Raw genomic sequence first — 19,163 nt, 5'->3', positions numbered from 1 at the left:
GACCGGGTTGCGCTTGTGCGGCATCGCCGAGGAGCCCTTCTGGCCCGGCGAGAAGTATTCCTCGGCCTCCAGCACCTCGGAGCGCTGCAGGTGGCGCACCTCGATGGCGAGGCGCTCGATGGAGGAGGCGACCACGCCGAGGGTGGCGAAGAACATCGCGTGACGGTCGCGCGGGATGACCTGCGTCGACACGGGCTCGGGCTTCAGGCCCATGGCCTTGGCGACGTGTTCCTCGACGCGCGGGTCGACGTTGGCGAAGGTGCCGACGGCACCGGAGATCGCGCAGGTCGCGACCTCCTCGCGGGCGGCCACGAGCCTTGCGCGCGCGCGCTGGAACTCGGCATGGGCATAGGCGAGCTTCACGCCGAACGTGGTCGGCTCGGCGTGAATGCCGTGCGACCGCCCGATCGTCGGTGTCGTCTTTTGTTCGAAGGCCCGGCGCTCGAGGGCGGCGAGCAGCGCGTCGACATCGGCGATCAGCAGGTCCGCGGCACGGGTCAGCTGCACGTTGAGGCAGGTGTCGAGGACGTCGGACGACGTCATGCCCTGGTGGATGAAGCGCGAATCCGGGCCGACGAACTCGCCCAGATGCGTCAGGAAGGCGATGACGTCGTGCTTGGTCTCGCGCTCGATCTCGTCGATGCGCGCGACGTTGAACTCGGCCTTGCCGCCCTTCTCCCAGATGGTGCGGGCGGCCTCCTTCGGGATCACGCCGATCTCGGCCAGCGCGTCGCAGGCATGGGCCTCGATCTCGAACCAGATCCGGAAGCGCGCCTCCGGAGACCAGATCGACACCATCTCCGGCCGGCTGTAACGCGGAATCATGCTTCTCTCCTGGCTTGGGCCGCCTCGCGGATGGCCTCGATGTTGGCGGCGTAGGCGCTTGCGCCGCCCTTGAACACGGCGGAGCCGGCCACGAGCGCGTTGGCGCCCGCCGCCGCCACGAGAGGGGCCGTTTCGGGCGTGACGCCGCCGTCGATCTCGATGTCGATGGGCCGGTCGCCGACCATGGCCTTCACGCGGCGCACCTTCTCGACCACCTCGGGGATGAAGGCCTGACCGCCGAAGCCGGGGTTCACCGTCATCAGCAGGATCAGGTCCACGCGGTCGAGCACGTATTCGAGCACGCCCTCGGGCGTGCCCGGGTTGATCGACACCCCCGCTTTCTTGCCGAGCGAACGGATCGCCTGCAGCGACCTGTGCAGATGCGGGCCCGCCTCGGCATGCACGGTGATGATGTCGCAGCCCGCCTTGGCGAAGGCCTCGAGGTAGGGATCGCAGGGGGCGATCATCAGGTGGGCGTCGAAGACCTTCTGCGAATGCGGCCGCAGCGCCTTGATCACGTCCGGGCCGAAGGTGATGTTCGGCACGAAGTGACCGTCCATCACGTCGAGGTGGATCCAGTCGGCGCCGGCGGCGTCGATTGCGCGGACTTCCTCGCCCAGCCTGGAGAAGTCCGAGGCCAGGATGGAGGGGGCGATGAGGAGCGGACGGGTCATGTCCGCGCCGGTAGCACCCCGGGACCCGGGATGCAATTCGTCAGGTTGCGATTCGCACCGCGATCAGGAGAGGGCTCTCCTCGCGCTGCGTCAGGCGGCCGCGCTCTGCGTGGTGTCGGCGGTGGCCGTCGTGCCCGCCGTCGCGCTCGTCGTGGTCGACGTGGTGGTCGTCGGCGTCGACGCCGTCAGGCCCGACCATTCGTGACGATGGTGGCGGCCATGCCGGTTCTGGGCGGCGTTCTCCATGGCCGACTTCAGCTCGTCGGCCGAGATCTTGCCGTCCTTGTCCTTGTCGATCATGGCGAACAGGGCATCGAGCCCGTTCTTGCTGGCATCGACCTGCTTGCTGCCGGCCAGGCCCGCGGTGAGCTCGTCCATGGAGATGGCGCCGCTCTTGTCGGCGTCGAGCTTGTCGAACAGCTTGCTGGCGCGGTTCGACTGCTGGCTGGCCTCCTGCACGGAGAGCAATGCGCCGAAGGTGCGCGGATCGATGGCGCTCGCCGCCGCCGAGGAACTGTTGCGGGCCGTCTTCAGGCCGGTGGAGAGTTCGTCCTTGCTGATGCCGCCGCTCTTGTCCGCGTCGAGGGCGGAGAACAGCGCCGCCGGGTCGAAACTTGCCGGCCCCGTCGTCCCCGTCGGCAGATTTTGCCCGGTGGCGGAGGCGTCCTGGGTCCCCGCGGTGGAGCCGGACGAGGCACCCGACGATCGCGCCTGCAGCATCTTGAAGAGGCTGTAAGCGGTTGAAAGTCCTGCCATTCCCAAAGCTGCGACCATGACCGTCTCCTTCCTGATGCCCCGCCTCGGGGCGTCCGGCCCCGTCGAACCGGACGGGGTACTTGGCCAGGAGCCGTGCAACCGGCGGGCCAGCGCTCAGGGAGAGGCCTTGAGCCTTCGCACGAGCGGCCCGACGACCAGCGGCGCGCAGTAGATCGGGATCTGCAGGAGGGAGAAGAACAGGTAGGTCGTGGTGGGGCAGGCGGCGCCGAGGCTCGCGACGAGGAGCCCGCTGTTGCGCATGCCGGTGCCCAGGCCGAGCACGAAGGCGTCGGGGCGCCCGATGGGGCGCATCAGCGCGTAGGTGGTCGCCAGTCCGACCACCGCGATCCCGCTGCCCACGGCCAGATGGAGCGCGACCGTGCCGGGCGTGTTCAGGGCCGCGTCGATCACCCCGTCCATGGCGGCGATGGCGAACACGAAATAGATGAGCACGTTGAGGCCATCGAGTTCGTGGCGCAGCCGCGCCAGCCGCGGTGGGCCGACGAAACGGCGCAGGAGCAGCGCGAGCAGGCCGGCGCCGCCGAGCAGGGTGGCGAGGCGCAGGCTCAGCACGACCGGGTCGATCGGCACCGCGGCGCCGGCCACCAGCGAGGCCATCGAGGGCGCGATCAGCGGCGTTGCGGCCAAGGTGATCAGCAGGAGCGCGATGCCGATGCTGTTGTCGAGGCCGAGCAGGGCGGCATAGGCCGGAAACCCCATGAGCGGCGGCGCGGCCGCCACGAGGGCGATGCCGAGCAGGAGCCCGGGCTCGATGTGGTCGCGCCCGATCGCCATGACGGAGGGCAGGATGATCACCGGCATGCACAGCGTGATCCAGCCGGTCATCAGCACCAGTCGTTGCCTGGCCGCGAAGACGCGGCGCACGCCGGCGAAATCGGCCCTGGCGAAGGTGAGGGCCACGAACAGGAAGATCGTGACGGGCAGGACCGGCCGGAAGGTGTTGGCCAGGCCCGGCAAGGCGATGCCCGCGATGATCGCGATGGCGAAGCCGGCGGCGCCATGGCGGCCGACCCAGGCCAGGCTGCGGATCAGGGCTTGAACGAGACCGGTCACGAGATCCGCACGGCAGGAACGGGCTGAGGCAAAGCAGCCTGCTGACGCTGGCCCGTCCTGCCTCTATTGTCGCGGCGCAATCGAGCATGGAGCCACGGACAAAGCAATGCAGCGCGACGCAGTGGTGCTGGGCGCAGGGATCATCGGCCTGGCCACCGCCCTGAAGCTCCAGGATGCGGGCCGCTCGGTGGCGCTGGTCGACCGGCAGGAGGCGGGGCAGGGCACCAGCTTCGGCAATGCCGGCATCATCGAGCGCGCCTCGATCTATCCCTACGCCTTTCCGCGCCGGCTCGGCGACCTCGCCCGCTATGCCTTGAACGGCGCGCCCGAGGCCTACTACCACCCCTCCGCCCTACCCAAGCTGCTGCCCTTCCTGTGGCGCTTCTGGCGCGCCTCGGAGCCCGAGAGCCACGAGCAGGCGATGCGGGCGGTCCTGCCCCTCATCGAGAACTGCTTGGCGGAGCACGAGCCGCTGATCGCGGCATCGGGGGCGGAAGCGCTCCTGCGTCGTACCGGCTGGGTGAAGATCTTCCGCTCGCCGCGCAAGTTCGAGGAGGCGCTCGCGGCGGCGCGGCTGCTCAAGCCGTTCCGGCTTCACTTCGAGATCGTCGACGCGGCGGGGCTGGCGAAGCTGGAGCCGAACCTGCAGGAGACGCTGGCCGGCGCGGTGCACTACCACGACCCCGTCTGCGTGAGCGATCCGGCCGCCCTGTCGATGGCCTACCTGAACCTCTTCCGGGCGCGCGGCGGGGCTTTCCTTCACGGCGACGCGGCCACGCTGGTCCAGGAGAGCACGGGCCAGCAGAGTGCGGGCCGCTGGAGCGTGAAGACCGAGGCCGGACCGGTCGCCGCGCGCGACGTGGTGGTGGCCCTCGGGCCGTGGTCCGACACGGTCTATGGCCCGCTCGGCTACAGGCTGCCGATGGCCGTCAAGCGCGGCTATCACATGCACTACCGGCCGGCCGGCAACGCGGTCCTGAACCACACGCTGCTCGACGCCGACAAGGGCTACGTCCTGGCGCCGATGGCGCGCGGCATCCGCCTGACCACGGGCGCCGAGTTCGCGCTGCGCGACGCCCCACCCACGCCCGTGCAACTCGCCCGCACCGAACCGCACGCCCGGCGCCTGTTTCCGCTGGAGACCCGGCTCGACGCGAGGCCCTGGATGGGCAACCGCCCGGCCACGCCCGACATGGTGCCCGTCATCGGTCCGGCACCGCGACACCCCGGATTGTGGTTCGCCTTCGGCCACGCCCATCACGGGCTGACGATGTCGGCGGTCACCGGCCGACTGATCGCCGAACTCGTCACCGGCGCCACCCCGTTCACCGACCCCGCGCCCTACAGCGCGGCGCGGTTCTGAGCGACAGGCGATCCTGCAGTCTTCGGCAAGCCACCGCTTGCCGATGGCTTGCGCGCATCTCCCCTGCCGGCACCCATCTCTCCGCCGTCATGGCCGGGCTTGGCCCGGCCACCCACGACTTGCGGATGGCCCCGGCAAAGTCGTGGATGCCCGGGCCAAGCCCGGGCAGGACGTGCGGAGGGATAGCAGCCTGTTTCGGCCGAAGGTCCGAGGGCGGGAAAGCCACGGCCCTGGAGCGCCCGATCGCGTGACGGCCGCATCGTTCCGCCGCTCACCGGTTGGCGAAGCGGTCCTTCCAAGCGATCGGGGCGTCCGTGAACGGCAGCGACGTCGCCTCGTAGACGCCCCGGGCAACGGCGCGCGCGAGGCAGTCGGCGGCGGCCATCGCGATCTCCGCCAGGGCGGCCACGGGCATGGGGCCCAGCGGCTTGCGGCCGGTGGCGGCGGCGAAGACGAGGTCGCCGTCGAGCGGCGTGTGCGACGGGCGCAAAGCCCGGGCCATGCCGTGGTGGGCGGCATTGGCGACGCGCTTGCATTCCGCCTTGCCGAGGATGGCGTCGGTGGCGACGATGGCGATCGTGGTGGCCTGGTTGGGCGCCGCACCCTTGATGCGCAGCTCGAGCGCGTCGGCAGGCCAGGGATGCGGCAGGCCGAGGCCGCCGAACTCGCCGTTCTGCTCGAACGGCGCCGCCCAGAAATGCGGGCCGCTTCCCACGAGGGGCGAGCCGACGGCGTTGACCGCGACCACCGCGCCCACGGTGAAGCCCGAGGCCGTGCGCATGCTGGCCGACCCCAGCCCGCCCTTCACCGTCGACGTCGTGGCGCCGAAGCCGGCGCCGGCCGTACCGAGCTGGAAGTCCGCCGCGATCGCCTCGCAGGCGGCCGCGCCCAGGTCGAAATAGGGGGGCTTTCGGCCCCAGTGCTTGTCGCCGCCGTTCAGCAGGTCGAACAGGATGGCCTGGGGCACGATCGGCACGGTCATGTCGCGAATGCGGAAGCCTCGCCCGTGCTCGGCGAGCACCGCCTGGACGCCGCCCGCGGCATCGAGCCCGAAGGCGGAGCCGCCCGAGAGCACCAGGGCATCGACGCCGTCGACGGTCATCTCGGGCTCGAGCAGCGAGGTGTCGCGCGTCCCCGGCCCACCGCCCAGGATGGCCACCGCCGCCGGTGTCGGACGGTCGAAGACCACGGCCGTGACACCGGTCGCGCGGTCCGGATCCGACGCGTTGCCGACGAGCAGGCCGGGGACGTCGGTGATGAGATTTCGCAGAGGGGCTGTCATGGGCGCCATCCTGCGGGAGGCGGCGCGGGGCATCAAGCCCGCGTGGGTGTGAACACGGATGCGCGTGTGGTGCCTTGGTCGCGGGCGCCCGACACGCTAGAAGCGGGCATGGCCGATGTCTCGATCCCCGCGGCGGTGCTTGCTGGCGTGCTGAGCTTCCTCAGTCCCTGCGTGCTGCCGCTCGTTCCGCCCTACCTCTGCTTCCTCGCCGGCACGACCATCGAGGAATTCGCCGAAGGGGGCGAACGACGCGCACGGCGCGACGTGATGATCGTCGCGACCTTGTTCGTGCTGGGCTTCTCCACGGTTTTCGTGCTGCTCGGTGCCACCGCCTCGGTGCTCGGACAGGTGATCCGGCAATATCTCGACACGCTGTCGTGGCTCGCCGGCATCGCCATCATCGCGATGGGGCTGCACTTCCTCGGCGTGTTCCGCTTCGCCTTCCTCTACCGGGAGGCCCGCCTCACCGTCGAGAAGCCGGTCGGCATCTGGGGCGCCTACGTGATGGGGCTCGCCTTCGCCTTCGGTTGGACTCCTTGCATCGGCCCGATCCTCGCCGCGATCCTGGCGGTGGCCGGATCGGAGGACACGGTGGCCCGAGGCGCCTTGCTGCTGGGGGCCTATTCGGCCGGCCTCGGCATCCCGTTCCTCGTGGCCGGCCTCGCACTCGAGGCCTTCACGGGCTTCATGAAGAGCTTCCGCAAGCGCATGGGGCTCGTGGAGAAGGCCATGGGCGGCCTCCTCGTGATCACGGGCGTGGCCTTCCTGACCGGCAGCTTCACGCAGATGTCGTTCTGGCTGCTCGAGACCTTCCCGGTGCTGGGCAGGCTGGGCTGAGGACCGTCTCGGCGATCAGCCGCGCCGGCCCGAGCGGGTCCGCTCCTTGGCAGCCTTGGGGCGCGTCACCGGGCCGAGGCTCTCCTCCACCGCCTCGAAGGTCGGGCGGGGCGGGCGCACGCCCGCGTCGATCGCCTTGCGCATGGCGGCGATGTGGCTCGGCGACGTGCCGCAGCAACCGCCGATGATGCGCGCGCCCGACGCAATCGCGAGGTTGGCGTAGCACCCCATCAGTTCGGGCGTTCCGCCGTAGTGGACCTTGTCGCCCACCCACTGCGGAATGCCGCAATTGCCCTTGGCCACGAGCACGTCGCCCGGCGAGGCGGCGCTCATGGCGAGCGTGGAGACGACGAGATCGCCGGGGCCGATCCCGCAGTTGGCTCCGTAGGCGAGGGGAGCGACCGGCATGCGTGCGGCGATCTCGCCCATCTGTTCGGGCGTCACGCCCATCATGGTCCGGCCCGCGGTGTCGAAGCTCGCGGTGAAAACGTAGGGAAGGCCGGCCGCGATGGCGCCGCGCGCGGCCGCCTCGAGTTCCTCGGCGGCGGACATGGTTTCGATCCAGGCCAGGTCGGCGCCGCCCTCGGCCAGCCCGCGGCACTGCTCCGTGAAGGCTTCAACGGCCGCATCCATGGTGAGCGCGCCGAGCGGATCGAACAGTTCGCCCGTCGGGCCCACCGAACCGGCGACGATCACCGTGCGTCCCGAGGCGTCCGCGGCCTTGCGGGCGATCGAAGCCGCCAGCCGGTTGAGTTCGCGCGTGCGGTTTTCGAGGCCGTGGAGCTTCAGGCGATAGCGGTTGGCGCCGAAGCTGTTGGTCAGCACGATGTCCGAGCCGGCCTCGATGAAGGCGCGGTGCAGCGCCTCGACCTTGTCGGGATGCTCGACGAGCCAGGCCTCGGGCGGCTCGCCCGACTCCAGTCCCATGTCGAAGTAGTTCGTCCCCGTCGCGCCATCGGCGAGCAGGACTCCCTTCTCGGCGAGCAGGGCTGACAGGCGGTCGGCGGCAGGGCGATCGAGCATGGCAGGGCCTCGGCAGACAATCGCGCACTGCTACTTCACGACAGTGCGTTTGTCAAAACGGACGATTCGTGCCGTATACGGGACGGGGCCGTGTTTGGACCATAAACGCTCTGAATTCTCTCAGCCGTCCTGGCCAGGCTTGGCCCGGCCATCCACGACTTTGCTTGGGCCGTTCCGAAGTCGTGGGTGCCCGGGCCAAGCCCGGGCATGACGCGCGGAGGTGTTTCGGCTTTGCGTCAACCGACCTTTGTGTCGCGCCCAAAACAAAAGGGGCGCCTCGCGGCGCCCCTTCGCAAGCATCGCCGTGAAGCGATTACTTCTGCTCGACGTAGGTGATCTTGTCACCCTGCTTCTTCCACACGTACATCGTGTAGTCGGGGCGGGTGATGTCGCCCTTCTTGTCGTAGGCGATGTCGCCGATGACGGTCTTGAACGGCTTGCCGGAGTGCATGGCCTCGGCGACCTTCTTGGGATCGGTCGACTTGGCCATCTCGGCCGCCTGGGCGAGGATCTGCACCGCGGCGTAGCTGTAGAGCGTGTAGGCCTCGGGGTTGAACTTCTTCGCCTCGAACTTGGCGACGATGTCCTTGGCCTCGGGGCGCTTGCGCGGGTCCGGCGGGAAGGTCATCAGGGTGCCTTCGACGCCCGGGCCGCCGATCGTGGCGAACTCGTCGGAGGTGATGCCGTCACCCGACATCAGCACGGCCTTGACGCCCTGGTCGCGCATCTGGCGCACGATCAGGCCGCCTTCGGTGTGCAGGCCGCCCCAGTACACGACGTCCGCGCCGGACGACTTGATCTTGGAGATCAGCGCCGAGTAGTCCTTTTCGCCGGTGTTCACACCTTCGTAGAGGACTTCCTTCACGCCCTTGCCGTTCATCGCCTTCTTGGTCTCGTCGGCGAGGCCCTGGCCGTAGGTCGTCTTGTCGTGGACGACGGCGACCTTCTTGCCCTTCAGGGTCTTGGCGATGTAGTCGGCGGCCACGGCGCCCTGCTGGTCGTCACGACCGCAGGTGCGGAACACGTTCCACATGCCCTTCTCGGTGATCTTCGGGTTGGTGGCCGAAGGGGTCACCATGACCATCCCGTTCTCCATGTAGACGTCGGAGGCGGGGTTGGTGACGCCGGAGTTGAAGTGGCCGACCACCCACTTGACGCCGTCGCCAACGAACTTGTTGGCAACCGACACGCCCTGCTTGGGATCGGACACGTCGTCGCCGACGCTGACCGTGATCTTCTGGCCGAGGACGCCGCCCTTGGCGTTGATGTCCTCGACGGCCTGTTCGACGCCGTTCTTCAGCTGCGCACCGAAGGCCGCGTTCGGACCCGTGATCGGCCCGGCGACGCCGAGCTTGATCTGGGCCTGGGCCACGCCCGACAGGGCCATGACCGCGCCGAGCGCGATGCCCGTCATCAGCAGTTTCTTCATCAGATTTCCCCTCTGATCGATGGATCCCCGTGGAGACCCGGTTTTATCGCGTGCCAACCACCGGATGGGGCGGATCATTGCGCCTTTTTCGGTGGGTGTCACTCGAAAAGCTAAGCTCTTTTCGGCGTTTGAGAAGGCCTTGGCTGGTCCTTTTCAAGCCGCGCCCGCGGCCTTTTCGCGCCAGCTGAACGGACCGGTCTTCTCGTACATCCAGCGATACTGCGTGGTCATCTGCTGGGTGCGCCGATACCGGAAGCCGAGCATTCCCAGCACCATCAGGATCACGGTGTCGACCGCGTAGAACTGGAGGCTGAGAAGCGTGCCCTCGAACAGGGCGAAGTGGATGAAGCGCACGGCGCAGCCCAGCACCAGCATGTAGGCCGGCACCTGCCACAGGGGACGCCACGTCTGCGCGATCGACTTGCCCGTCGCCCAGGCGGCCGAGCCGCCCATGACGACCGACACCAGCAGGAACAGCCAGATCGAGCTTTCTTCGTAGAGGATGCCTGACATCGCCCGGTTCCTAGTGGTGTCCGCCTTCGAGATAGGCCGCCCGCACCTGCGGATCGGCCAGGAGCTCGCGGCCCGTCCCCGACATCGTGATGAGCCCGTTGACCATCACGTAGCCGCGGTGCGCGAGCTTGAGGGCGTGGTAGGCGTTCTGCTCGACGAGGAAGACCGTGAGCCCTTCCTTGCGGTTGAGGTCGCGGATGGCGTCGAAGATCTGCTTGACGATGAGCGGCGCCAGCCCGAGCGAAGGCTCGTCGAGGAGCAGCAGGCGAGGCCGCGCCATCAGCGCGCGCGCGATGGCCAGCATCTGCTGCTCGCCACCCGACAGCGTGCCGCCGCGCTGGGAGATGCGCTCCTTCAGCCGCGGGAACAGCGTGAACATGCGCTCGAGGTCTTGGTCGAAATGGGCGAAACCGTTGATGGAGGCGCCCATCTGCAGGTTCTCGTAGACCGTCATGCGCGGGAACACGCGGCGGCCTTCGGGCGACTGCGAGATGTTGAGCCGCGCGATCTCGTGCGTCGGCATGCGGGTGATGTCCCGCCCGTCGAACGTGATCGACCCTTCGCGAGCCCGCGGATTGCCGAAGATCGTCATCATCAGCGTCGACTTGCCGGCGCCGTTCGCCCCGATGAGCGTGACGATCTCGCCCTGGCGGACGTCCATGTCGACGCCCTTCAGGGCGATGATGTTGCCGTAGTAGGTCTTCACCCCACGGACGGCGAGGAGGGACGGACCCGGTGCCGCCGCGGCGGGCTTGCCGGCCATCGTGTCAGCCACAGTGCTCATCGGCCGGTCTCCGCCACCTGTTCGGCCACGCTCTCGACCTCGGCCTCGACGCTCTCGACCTCCTCGTCCTCGACGCCCAGATAGGCGGCGATGACCTTCGGGTCGTTCTGGATCTCCTTGGGCGTGCCGTCGGCGATCTTGGTGCCGTAGTCGAGCACGACCACGTGGTCGGAGATCTCCATCACCACCGACATGTCGTGCTCGATGAGGAGGATCGAGGTGTCGTGGTCCTTGCGGATCGAGCGCAGCAGCTCGTTGAGCTCCAGGCTCTCCTTCGGGTTGAGGCCCGCCGCGGGCTCGTCGAGGCACAGCAGCACGGGCTCGGTGCACATGGCGCGGGCGATCTCCAGCCGGCGCTGCGCGCCGTAGGGGAGGTCGCCGGCCGCATCGTCGGCCCGGTCGATGAGCCCGGTCTTCTCGAGCCAGTAGATCGCCTTGTCGATCGCCCGACGCTCATGCGTCTTGTACCCGCCGACGCCGAGCACGCCGAGGAAGGTCATGCCGGACGCGATCATCAGCGTGTTGTGCTGGGCGACGAGCAGGTTCTCGAGCAGGGTCATGCCCTGGAACAAGCGGATGTTCTGGAAGGTGCGGGCGACCTTGGCCTTCCAGTTGATCCTGAAGTCGGGCATGCGCTCCAGCAGCCACGTGCCGCCATTGGGATGGTTGAGCGACAGCATGCCCTCGGTCGGCTTGTAGAAGCCGGTGATGCAGTTGAACACCGTGGTCTTGCCGGCCCCGTTGGGACCGATCAGGGCGGTGATCTCGCCGCGGCGCGCCTCGAAGGAGAGGTTGTTGACGGCCACGAGGCCGCCGAAGCGCATCGTCAGGTGGTCGACCTTGAGAAGGGGAGTGGCGGTGGTCATCAGCCGTGGCCCTCCTTCACGAGCGAGCCGGAGACGCTCTTGGATTCCTTCAGGAACGCGGTGGGTTCACGCGTCGACACGAGGCCGCGCGGCTTCCACAGCATGATGAGCACCATGGCCAGGCCGAACAGCAGTGTGCGGTACTGCGTCGGGTCGAAGGACTCGCCGAAGATCAGCTTCAGGAAGTCCAGTTCGCGCAGGATCTCGAAGCCGCCGACCAGCGCGATCGAGGCGATCACGACGCCGACGAGGCTGCCCGTGCCGCCCAGCACCACGATGGCGAGTACCTGGGCCGACTCGATGAACGTGAAGCTTTCCGGCGAGATGAAGCCCTGGCGCGCCGCGAAGAAGCAGCCGGCAAAGCCGCCGAACATGGCACCCAGCGCGAAGGCCGTGAGCTTCGTGTTGGTTGTGTTGATGCCCAGCGAGCGGCAGGCGATCTCGTCCTCGCGCAGGGCTTCCCAGGCCCGGCCCACCGGCAGGCGCCGCAGGCGCAGCGTCACGAAGGCCGTGAGGAGGGCGAGGCACAAGATCACGTAGTACAGGAAGATCGTGCGGTAGATCGGGCTGAACTCCAGCCCGAAGACGGCCGCGAACCCCGTGTCCGACGCGTTGAACGGGATGCCGAAGAAACTCGGACGCGGGATGGTCGAGATGCCGGCATAGCCGTTCGAGAACTCCACCCAGTTGATCAGGACCAGGCGGATGATCTCGCCGAAGGCGAGCGTCACGATGGCGAGGTAGTCGCCACGCAGGCGCAGCACCGGGAAGCCGAGCAGGATGCCCCACAGGGCGGCCAGGATCCCCGAGATCGGCAGGCAGATCCAGAAGGACCACACGCCGAGCGTCGGGAACACCTCGGGAATCACCTTCGTGGCGAGCAGGGCGTAGCTGTAGGCGCCCACCGCGTAGAAGGCCACGTAGCCGAGGTCGAGCAGGCCGGCGAGGCCCACCACGATGTTCAGGCCCCATCCCAGCATGATGTAGATGAGGATCTGGATGCCGAAGTTGTCGATCCACTTGATCGAGCCGCCGGTGCCCGTGAGCCACAGCGCGAGGGCGGGATAGACGGCGATGAACCCGAGCGCCGCCGGCCCCACATAGGGCTGGATCGCCGAAAACCGCTCCAGGAAGGCCGGCGCCGCGGGCGCGCCCGCCTGCGCATCGACCCGCTTCTGCCACGCGAAGCCTGCCGCGATCAGGGCCGCACCGATCACGAACACGCCGACGGAGAAGCCGTCGAGCGCCTGACCGGTCGCCCGCGCGACGCCGCCGAGCAGGGTGAAGGAGCCCACGATCAGCAGGGTGCGGGTGAGCCCGTTGACGAACATCACCTGGATGTAGCGGGCCAGGAACACCCCGATGCAGGCCAGCAGCACCATGCCGTAGCGCGGTGCCAGGACGAGCTGGTTCTCCATGTTCTGCTCGGTGCGCAGCGCCACGATCGGCACCGAGAGACCGAGCATCACGAGGGCGGCAAACCCTGCTTCACGCAGCGCTTGCGCCTTCGTCGGCGCCTCGCGGGAGGCGGCGGCGGCTTGGGCGGAGGCGGCCATCGATCAGACCTTCTCGACTTCGGGCCGGCCCAGGATGCCGGTCGGCAGGAAGATCAGGGTGATGGCGAGGATGGAGAATGCCGCCACGTCCTTGTAGTCGATGGTGAAATAGGCCGACCACATGGTCTCGATGAGGCCGATGAGAAGGCCGCCGAGCACCGCGCCGGGCAGCGAGCCGATGCCGCCGAGCACCGCCGCCGTGAAGGCCTTCACGCCGGGCACGAAGCCGTCCGAGAAGCTCACCACGCCGTAGTACATGAGGTACATGACGCCCGCGACCGAGGCGAGCGCGGCCCCGATGACGAAGGTCAGCGAGATGGTGCGGTCGACGTCGATGCCGAGCAGCGCCGCCATCTTGCGGTCCTGCTCGCAGGCGCGCTGGGCGCGGCCGAGCGCGGTCTTCTGCACGAGGTACCAGAAGAGTCCGAGCAGCACCGCCGTGATGACCATGATCACGATCTGCTTGTAGGCCAGCACGACCGTGGTGGATCCCTCGCCCATGAGCACGAAGTTGCCCTGGATCATCGGGGGGAGGGGCTTGTTGCGCGGGCCCTGGATCACCTGGACGAAGTTCGCCAGGAAGATGGACACGCCGATCGCGGAGATCAGCGGGGCCAGCCGGAAGGATCCCCTCAGCGGCCTGTAGGCGACGCGCTCGATGGTCCAGTTCCACAGCCCTGTGAGGGCCATGCCGAGGATCAGCACCAGCACGAGCGCCGGGACGACCGCGAGGCCGAGCCAGGCCGTGAACACCATGAACAGGATCAGGGCGATGAAGCCGCCGACCATGAACACGTCGCCGTGGGCGAAGTTCACCATGCCGATGATGCCGAAGACCATCGTGTAGCCGATGGCGATGAGGCCGTAGATCGACCCCAGCGTCAGCCCGTTGATGAGCTGCTGGAGGAACACTTCCATGTCGTACGCCACTCCCCTCTCAAGCCGCTGACCGCGCGCCTTAGGCGTCGTTGTGGTGCGTGCAGGCTGGCCCTAGCAAAGGCCGTGCCCGTTCCCGGCGGATTGCTTGCCGAAGTCTTACCAAGGCGCCGTTCAGGCCACAATCATGCGCCGTCACGTTTCCGACAAAAAGCGGTTTGTGCCGGAAATCGGGACTGTGAGGGCGTTTTCCGCAGCAAAAGTGCGCGAAACCCCGCAGGCGTGAAATTCAATTCGAGGGAGCGGGCATCCATGAGGCTGAGGCGGGGCTGCTATTCGCTGCCCCAGCCAAGCTTCAGCCGCGGTCCTTCACCTGGAAACCGTGGGCGAGGGGGTCGCGGTCGTCGATGAAGATCGTGTTGTACCCCGTCATCCGGGCCCAACCCTCGATGGAGGGGATGATGGCGTCGTAGGAGCCGGCCCGGGTCGCGCGTTCCACCCGGCCCTTGAACATGGTGCCGATGATCGACTCGTGGACGAAGTCGTCGCCGGGCTTCAGCCGGCCCAGCGCGGCCCACTGCGCCATGCGCGCCGAGGTGCCCGTGCCGCAGGGCGAGCGGTCGATCGCCTTGTCCCCGTAGAAGACGGCGTTGCGGGCGTGAGCCTCGGGCTGCGTCGGCGTGCCGGTCCAAAGCACGTGGGAGAGGCCGTTGATGGCGGGGTTCTCCGGATGGACGAACTCGTAGGCCTTGCGGAACGCCGCCCGCACCCTGGGGCTCCAGCGCAGGATGTCGGAGGGCTCGACGTGCTCCAGGCCGGGGAAGTTCTTCTGTGGCTCGACGATCGCGTAGAAATTGCCGCCATAGGCCACGTCGACGACCAGTTCGCCGATGCCTTCGACCTCTGCCGTGATCTGGCGCGAGTGCAGGAAGGAGGCGACGTTGGTGATGCGCACGCTTTCGACGAAGCCGTCCTTCTCGACATAGCGCGCCTCGACCAGTCCGGCCGGCGTGTCGATGCGCAGGAGGCCCTTCTCGCGCGGCGTTACCAGCCCGCGCTCCAGCGCCATGGTGACGGTGCCGATGGTGCCGTGGCCGCACATCGGCAGGCAGCCGGACGTCTCGATGAACAGGAACGCGATGTCGCAGTCCGGACGCGTCGGGGGATACAGGATCGCCCCCGACATCATGTCGTGGCCGCGCGGCTCGAAACACAGGCCCGTGCGGATCCAGTCATACTCGGCCAGGAAATGCGCGCGCTTCTCCACCATGGTCGCGCCGACGAGCGGCGGCCCGCCGCCCGCCACCAGGCGCACGGGATTGCCGCAGGTGTGGCCGTCGACGCAGAAGAACGTGTGGGTTGCCATGGCCTTGAGTGACTTTCTTGCGGTTGTGATTCTGATTCAACGTCGCGTCGTAAGCCGCACCATCAAAACCGCTGCGGGCTGAAGGGCGCAAGATCGATGGGCGGCGGGCGACGGGCCAGCAGGTCGGCCACGATCCGGCCGGTCGCGGCGGACTGGGTGAGGCCGTAGTGCCCATGCCCGAAGGCGTAGACGACCCGGTCGGTGGCTCGCGCCGTGCCGATGACCGGCAGGGAATCGGGGATCGACGGCCGGAAGCCCATCCACTTCGTGCCGGTGTCGTAGGGCGGGCAGCCGCGCAGGAAGCGGCTGGCCTTCGCGTGCAGGGCGCGCGAGCGCTCGTGGTTGGGCGCAAGCTCCAGCCCGCCGAGTTCGACGGCGCCGCCGATGCGCAGGCCCGTCTCCATGGGGGTCGCCACGAAGCCGTGCCCGGGAAACGCGACGGGGCGGCTCAGCAGCCCGACCGCGTCCGGAAAGCTCACATTGTAGCCCCGCTCCGTGTCCAGGGGGACCGCGTCGCCCAGGCCCGCGGCCAGCGGCCTCGACCAGGCGCCGCAGGCGACCACGACCGCGTCGCCCTGCAGCGTGCGGCCATCCGCGAGGCGGACACGGGCCGGCGGGCCCGCCTCCACGGCGGTGACGTCGCCACGCTCGAACATGCATCCGCGCGCCAGGGCGGCCTCGAACAGCGCCTCGGTGAGGACCCTGGGATCGCTCACATGGGCGGCGTCGGGGAAGAACGCCCCGCCCACGATCGCATCGCCCAGCATCGGCTCGAGCTGCCTCAGCGCCGGCTGGTCGAGGAGGTCGCAGGCGATCCCGAGGTCCATCTGCTTGCGGAAGTGGGGCTTCGCCTCGTCGAACGCCGCGTGCGAGGCGAACACGAAGAGGCCGCCGCGGCGGTGGATGTGCCGGGCGAGGCCGAGGTCGCCGGACAGCTGCGTCCAGGCCGGCATGGCCAGCATCTGCAGCGAGACCAGCCCCTTGACCGAGCGCTCCAGGTTGCCCGGGCGCGACGCCCAGATCAGCCGCGCGAGCCAGGGCAGGATCTGCCACAGGTAGGACGGCCTGATGGCCAGCGGGCCGAGCGGGTCCAGCAGAAACTTCGGCACCTGCCGCAGCATCTTGGGCGACGCGATGGGGTCGATGTCGGTGTGGGCGAGCCAGCCCGCGTTGCCGCGCGACGCGCCGGCCGCCGGTCCCTCGCGGTCCACGATGGTGACCTCGTGTCCCTCGTCGCGCAGGGCGTGGGCCGAAGCGAGGCCGACGAGGCCGGCGCCGATGATGGTGATACGCATGCTGTTCGGGCCTGCCCGGGTTCGGTGCGTCCTTCGACACGCCCGCTGCGCGGGCTGCTCAGGATGAGGACCATTTTTGGTTCGAGATCAATCGTTTCTATCCGGCTGCCTCCTCTCAGCCCGGCCAGGACGCGGAGAGGGGGAGCTCAAACGAACCGGCGTCCATCATTGCGCCGTTGTGATCGCCCCATCCGCCCCCACGCTCACGCGCTTGCCAGCGAGCTCCTTCTGGACCGCCAGCGGCACCTTGACCGCCGGGGGCGTGGCCCACCCCATCTCGCGGGCCACGACGAGGCCGAGCAGAAGGATCGCGTCGGGCTCCGTCATCAGGATCGCAGCCGGGGCGATGCCGGCGTGAACGAGTTCGAGCAGCACGGCCGAGGCTGACGACGAGCCGATCGTGCCTGGCAAGGCGAGGACCTTGCCGCTGATGCACACGCCGTTCTCCGGATGGCGCGCGTCGATGATGTTTGCCGTCCGCGGGTCGACGCCGCCCCAGAAGCTGATGGGACGGGTGAGGGCGAGGACCTCGCCGGCTCCCGAACCGGGCAGGAGGACCGGGAAGGGGGAGTGGGTCACTGCCATAGCATCGGCTCCCGCACGAGGCGCCCGGCCATGGCGCTCTCGACGCAATCGGCCAGCGCGCCGTAGCGCACGGCGAGGCCAGTGTTGCCGGGCGCGTAGTGGGCGAACTTGCCCGAATTGGTCATGAGCACGCCCGTGGTGCGCTCGATGATCGGCGCCACGACCACGCAGCTGTCGGCGACGAAGGTGATGCCCTGGTCCTCCAGGGCGCGGCGGGTGCCGTCCGCGTCGATGGCGCGGATCACGTGGCGACCCGTGCAGGCGTAGAAGGGAACGCCGACCTTGCGCCCCGCCAGCAGGCGCCGCAATTCGAGCACCTCGTCGAGGGAGAGATGCGGGCTGCCGATCGCCACCGCGTCGACGCTGTCGTCGGCGGCGGTCGACAGCCGTGCCTCGGCGGCCTGGAGCATCGCGCCCGTCAGCACAACCCGCTCCACGGCGGCTCCGCCCGTGACGGTGGCGACGTCGGGCGCTTCGGGCGTCACGCCGGCCACGTGGAACAGGCCCACCCCGCCGGAAGACGCCGACGCCGCGCCCAGAGCCTTCAGCTTGTCCTCGCTGGCGTGACCCTGCAGGCCGTCGATGACGCCGACGGCGGTGCCGGCGTGAAGGCCGTACCAGGTCCCGAGCACAGGCCAGAAGGCCTCGCTCGCCTTGAGTGCCGCCGGAAGCCCGCTCGCATCCACCACGAATCGCGCGACGCGGTTCTCCGGACGGTGAAGGCCGTAGTCGGGGGCACGCGCGGTGATGGCGCAGGCGATGTCGAGGAAATCGCCGTAGCGGTTGGTGCGCGCGCCGAGCACGGAATTGCAGAACACCACCGCGTTCGATTCACCCCAGGCGACGTCGCTGCCGACCGCCGGCCGGTGGCCCGCCTGGTAGGGCGCGCAGGTCCACGTCGCGGCGCAGCCCATGGCCTCGTAGGCCTTCATCATGCGCCTGGCCATGTCGCGCTCGTGCGCCGGCAGGCGGTTGCGCGAACAGCCCACGAGATCGAGGGCGCCGACGTTCAAGGTCGACGGTACCGCCACCCGCGCCGCGCCCTCGACCAGCTTTTCGGCGAAGAGCGTGCCCGAATCGCCGTGATAGAGGGCCCCGTCGATGTGGGCGGAGGCCACCCGCAGCAGGCGCGGTGCGCCCATCAGGCGGGCGGACTCGGCCACGATGCGCATGGCCATGGCGCTGCCGGCGCCCCGCTCGCCGGCGGCCAACGCGCGTTCCTCGTCAGTCAGGGTCGTCATCTGTTCGTCACCTTCGTCGTCCTCGCACTATCGCGGACCAGCCGGAAGCGGTGCAAGGACGAAAGAACGAACCGGGCTCGCCTTGCGGGTGGCCGCCGGATGGGCTTTCATCCGCCTGCGCCGTTCCCGCAGAGGTTCCGGCCACGGGGCTGCCTTTGCGGCGGCCCGAGACCCAAGGAGACCGCATCCATGGCGATGACCATGTCCGGCGACTTCGTGTTGCCGGCCGACAAGCCGACCGTCTGGGCCAAGCTCAACGATCCCGAGGTTCTGAAGGCCTGCATTCCGGGCTGCCAGACGCTGGAAAAGACCAGCGACACGTCGTTCCAGGCGACGGCGAAGATCAAGGTCGGCCCGGTGGGCGCCACCTTCAAGGGCAAGGTCAACCTCACCGACATCGACGCGCCCAACGGCTATCGCATCAGCGGCGAGGGAGAGGGCGGGGTGGCCGGATTCGCCAAGGGCGGCGCCGTGGTCAAGCTGGAGACGGTGGAGGGCGGCACCAAGCTCACCTACGACGTGGAGGCCCAGATCGGCGGCAAGCTCGCCCAGCTCGGCGGCCGGCTCATCAACGGCGTGGCGAAGAAAATGGCCGACGAGTTCTTCGCGAATTTCGCCAAGGCCGTTTCGGCGGCCTAGCTGGCGTTTGCGCGAACATCTCGCAACCGCGAAGAAATGACGAAAAACGGCCCAAATCGGGCCGGTTTGTCGCGCCTCGCGGATGACGCATCCCGCTTGACCGCCGTTTCGGGGCGTACCACACTCCCGCGCACCGCATTGGGTGCTCCCCCGAAGCACCCCCGAGCCAGCCTTTTCGT

19 protein-coding genes are annotated in these 19,163 nt (G+C 68.7%); 3 read left to right on the top strand and 16 right to left on the bottom strand.

The window, feature by feature from the left end:
• The 4 genes from Q0Q47_RS17735 to Q0Q47_RS17720 all read right to left on the bottom strand — a co-directional run.
• Nucleotides 1-825, bottom strand: an 825-nt coding sequence (locus Q0Q47_RS17735; RefSeq protein WP_293862738.1) for a lyase family protein, incomplete at its 3' end; no start/stop codon positions are given.
• On the bottom strand, nucleotides 822-1,499 hold the full coding sequence (rpe, locus tag Q0Q47_RS17730; protein WP_293862736.1) for a ribulose-phosphate 3-epimerase: 678 nt from the start codon (nucleotides 1,497-1,499) through the stop codon (nucleotides 822-824). The genes Q0Q47_RS17735 and rpe, both read right to left, overlap by 4 nt.
• Nucleotides 1,500-1,589: 90 nt before the next feature.
• Nucleotides 1,590-2,255: an EF-hand domain-containing protein gene (locus tag Q0Q47_RS17725; protein ID WP_293862734.1), complete on the bottom strand. Its 666-nt coding sequence runs from the start codon at nucleotides 2,253-2,255 to the stop codon at nucleotides 1,590-1,592.
• 114 nt (nucleotides 2,256-2,369) lie between these two features.
• Nucleotides 2,370-3,329 carry a hypothetical protein gene (locus Q0Q47_RS17720; protein WP_293862732.1) on the bottom strand — a complete coding sequence of 320 codons (960 nt, stop codon included), beginning with the start codon at nucleotides 3,327-3,329 and terminating at the stop codon, nucleotides 2,370-2,372.
• Between the two features lie 106 nt (nucleotides 3,330-3,435).
• Here Q0Q47_RS17720 and Q0Q47_RS17715 point away from each other — a divergent pair, with 106 nt between their 5' ends.
• Entirely contained in the window at nucleotides 3,436-4,692 is a 1,257-nt protein-coding gene (locus tag Q0Q47_RS17715) for an FAD-binding oxidoreductase (RefSeq protein WP_293862730.1), read from the top strand.
• A 271-nt stretch (nucleotides 4,693-4,963) separates the two neighbouring features.
• Here the strand turns inward: Q0Q47_RS17715 and Q0Q47_RS17710 are convergent, their stop codons facing one another.
• Nucleotides 4,964-5,962, bottom strand: coding sequence for a P1 family peptidase (locus Q0Q47_RS17710; RefSeq protein WP_293862752.1), 999 nt, complete (start codon nucleotides 5,960-5,962; stop codon nucleotides 4,964-4,966).
• 120 nt (nucleotides 5,963-6,082) lie between these two features.
• Here Q0Q47_RS17710 and Q0Q47_RS17705 point away from each other — a divergent pair, with 120 nt between their 5' ends.
• Nucleotides 6,083-6,811, top strand: a complete 729-nt coding sequence (locus Q0Q47_RS17705) for a cytochrome c biogenesis CcdA family protein (RefSeq protein WP_293862728.1) — start codon at nucleotides 6,083-6,085, stop codon at nucleotides 6,809-6,811.
• 15 nt (nucleotides 6,812-6,826) lie between these two features.
• Here Q0Q47_RS17705 and bmt read toward each other — a convergent pair whose 3' ends face one another.
• The 11 genes from bmt to Q0Q47_RS17650 form a co-directional block, all read right to left on the bottom strand.
• A complete protein-coding gene (gene bmt, locus Q0Q47_RS17700; protein WP_293862726.1) occupies nucleotides 6,827-7,834 on the bottom strand; it encodes a betaine--homocysteine S-methyltransferase in 1,008 nt (335 codons plus the stop codon).
• A gap of 313 nt (nucleotides 7,835-8,147) precedes the next feature.
• Complete coding sequence (locus tag Q0Q47_RS17695; RefSeq protein ID WP_293862724.1) at nucleotides 8,148-9,263, bottom strand: branched-chain amino acid ABC transporter substrate-binding protein; 1,116 nt, start codon at nucleotides 9,261-9,263, stop codon at nucleotides 8,148-8,150.
• Nucleotides 9,264-9,416: 153 nt separating this feature from the next.
• Entirely contained in the window at nucleotides 9,417-9,776 is a 360-nt protein-coding gene (locus tag Q0Q47_RS17690) for a DUF6867 family protein (protein WP_293862722.1), read from the bottom strand.
• 10 nt (nucleotides 9,777-9,786) lie between these two features.
• Nucleotides 9,787-10,560, bottom strand: coding sequence for an ABC transporter ATP-binding protein (locus Q0Q47_RS17685; RefSeq protein ID WP_293862720.1), 774 nt, complete (start codon nucleotides 10,558-10,560; stop codon nucleotides 9,787-9,789).
• The gene (locus Q0Q47_RS17680) at nucleotides 10,557-11,426 is read right to left on the bottom strand and encodes an ABC transporter ATP-binding protein (RefSeq protein WP_293862718.1); all 870 of its coding nucleotides are present in this window, start codon (nucleotides 11,424-11,426) and stop codon (nucleotides 10,557-10,559) included. The genes Q0Q47_RS17685 and Q0Q47_RS17680 overlap by 4 nt, the downstream gene beginning before the upstream one ends.
• A complete protein-coding gene (gene livM, locus Q0Q47_RS17675; protein ID WP_293862716.1) occupies nucleotides 11,426-12,982 on the bottom strand; it encodes a high-affinity branched-chain amino acid ABC transporter permease LivM in 1,557 nt (518 codons plus the stop codon). Before livM ends, Q0Q47_RS17680 begins: the two co-directional genes overlap by 1 nt.
• Before the next feature lie 3 nt (nucleotides 12,983-12,985).
• Nucleotides 12,986-13,900, bottom strand: a complete 915-nt coding sequence (locus Q0Q47_RS17670) for a branched-chain amino acid ABC transporter permease LivH (protein WP_293862714.1) — start codon at nucleotides 13,898-13,900, stop codon at nucleotides 12,986-12,988.
• Between the two features lie 313 nt (nucleotides 13,901-14,213).
• Nucleotides 14,214-15,224 carry a 4-hydroxyproline epimerase gene (locus Q0Q47_RS17665; protein ID WP_293862712.1) on the bottom strand — a complete coding sequence of 337 codons (1,011 nt, stop codon included), beginning with the start codon at nucleotides 15,222-15,224 and terminating at the stop codon, nucleotides 14,214-14,216.
• Nucleotides 15,225-15,286: 62 nt separating this feature from the next.
• On the bottom strand, nucleotides 15,287-16,519 hold the full coding sequence (locus tag Q0Q47_RS17660) for an FAD-binding oxidoreductase (RefSeq protein ID WP_293862710.1): 1,233 nt from the start codon (nucleotides 16,517-16,519) through the stop codon (nucleotides 15,287-15,289).
• Nucleotides 16,520-16,684: 165 nt separating this feature from the next.
• The gene (locus Q0Q47_RS17655) at nucleotides 16,685-17,104 is read right to left on the bottom strand and encodes a DUF126 domain-containing protein (RefSeq protein ID WP_293862708.1); all 420 of its coding nucleotides are present in this window, start codon (nucleotides 17,102-17,104) and stop codon (nucleotides 16,685-16,687) included.
• A complete protein-coding gene (locus Q0Q47_RS17650; protein ID WP_293862706.1) occupies nucleotides 17,095-18,345 on the bottom strand; it encodes an aconitase X catalytic domain-containing protein in 1,251 nt (416 codons plus the stop codon). Before Q0Q47_RS17650 ends, Q0Q47_RS17655 begins: the two co-directional genes overlap by 10 nt.
• Nucleotides 18,346-18,534: 189 nt before the next feature.
• On the opposite strand from Q0Q47_RS17650, the gene Q0Q47_RS17645 reads away from it, so the two are divergent.
• Nucleotides 18,535-18,984 carry a CoxG family protein gene (locus Q0Q47_RS17645; RefSeq protein WP_293862704.1) on the top strand — a complete coding sequence of 150 codons (450 nt, stop codon included), beginning with the start codon at nucleotides 18,535-18,537 and terminating at the stop codon, nucleotides 18,982-18,984.
• Nucleotides 18,985-19,163 lie beyond the last annotated feature (179 nt).

The organism is uncultured Alsobacter sp., from assembly GCF_945952055.1.
In the GTDB taxonomy this organism is placed as follows: Bacteria; Pseudomonadota; Alphaproteobacteria; order Rhizobiales; family Beijerinckiaceae; genus Alsobacter.
This window is presented reverse-complemented; position numbering and strand designations above follow the sequence as displayed.